Source organism: Corynebacterium sp. HMSC068G04, from assembly GCF_001814885.1.
In the GTDB taxonomy this organism is placed as follows: domain Bacteria; phylum Actinomycetota; class Actinomycetes; order Mycobacteriales; family Mycobacteriaceae; genus Corynebacterium; species Corynebacterium hiratae.
Window position 1 is genome coordinate 1 of sequence record NZ_KV818325.1, and the last position, 1,396, is coordinate 1,396.

A 1,396-nucleotide genomic window follows, 5' to 3' on the forward strand; every position below is an offset into this window, starting at 1 on the left:
GCCTGGGCGTTGTCACGCAGGGTCTTCGTGTGTCAGATGCGAGTTTTTGGTACCGGTGTTCTGGGGACTCGGTACTGCCGTGTTCCGGGTAGTTGGTACCGGGCCGAGGGGTGCGTCGGCCCGGACGGGCTACAATTTCAGGGTGGAATCACAGCTAGTCGCCTACATCGATGAGTCCTCCGCCCTTAGACCCCCAGACCGGCAGGAGTACATGGTGTGTGCAGCCATCATCGACACTCAAGACTTGGAAAAAATACGCGAGGAGCTGCGTCCACTACGACTTCCTGGCCAGGTCAAACTTCACTGGACCGACGAACGTAATAGCCGACGCCGAAAAATCGTGGACACCCTTTCTGAGATCGACTCCATGCAAGCGATCATCACCCACCGGAGTGAAGTGAGCAAGAAGACGGAGAGGCACCGCAGGAAATGCTTGGAGCAGATGTACTTCGAGCTCTCCGAGATGCACGTCCACAACGTCACTTTGGAAAGCCGGCAAGAAGCACAAAACAGGCGAGACGTCGCCCATATAGTTGCCCTGCAGGGCCAGGGACAAAGTGCTGGCATCCGACTGCGACACGTACGCGGTGGCGATGATCCCCTGCTCTGGATTCCAGATGCCGTTCTGGGAGCACTGAACTCCGTCCATCTAGGGGAAGAGCAGTACTGGGAGAAGCTGCACGAGAAAGTGGTCCTCAACCGTCCCACCCCGGATTCCCTCTAGAGGCAGGCGAAGACCCTGAGTCCAGTCGTCCGGCTGGGGTCCCAGGGTCTTCTTCCGATCCTGTCGTAACAGGTGGCAATAACTCTAGGGTAGCACCATTTGGCATCATTTGGCACCGATAGGCCCCGTCCGTTTCCTTAGCTGGATCGGCGGCCTCATCCTGGTTTCCTGACCAAATCCACATCGACCAAGCCGAACGCAGCGGGCTAAATATCACTCTGCTCAATACCCCTAGACGTTGACACCGACATGCCCCGCCGAGATACAGCAGGTCATAGGACAAAGACCTCTTACTCCGGCCATCACTGAATCGATCATCAAACCACCCGGCGGGAGCTGACGGAAAATCTTTGAAGTCAACCCTCATCAGAGATGACTTTCTTTGCACGGGATACTTCCCGTCGTGAACACCCCAATGCGTGTGTGAACTGCGCCTAGCTAGCACCATCAAGGCACATCGCAATGATCTGCTTGAAGTTGGCCACAAGGACCAGCTCCTTCCAAGTAGAAGTTGACGCAACACCAGCGGATTGTGATGTCGCCAACATCAACTATGAAAGAAAACCCCTTGCAGTACCGGATACACGGAACACCGGTACCAACTACGCGGACTCGCGGTACCAACTACCCCAAATCGACATTCGTGCGGGCGCGTTTGCCGGTGCCGTACTG

General features: G+C 56.2%; 1 protein-coding gene. It reads left to right on the plus strand.

Annotated features, from left to right (window positions below):
- Window positions 1-142 precede the first annotated feature (142 nt).
- Complete coding sequence (locus HMPREF2993_RS06150; RefSeq protein ID WP_083318711.1) at window positions 143-724, plus strand: hypothetical protein; 582 nt, start codon at window positions 143-145, stop codon at window positions 722-724.
- Window positions 725-1,396 lie beyond the last annotated feature (672 nt).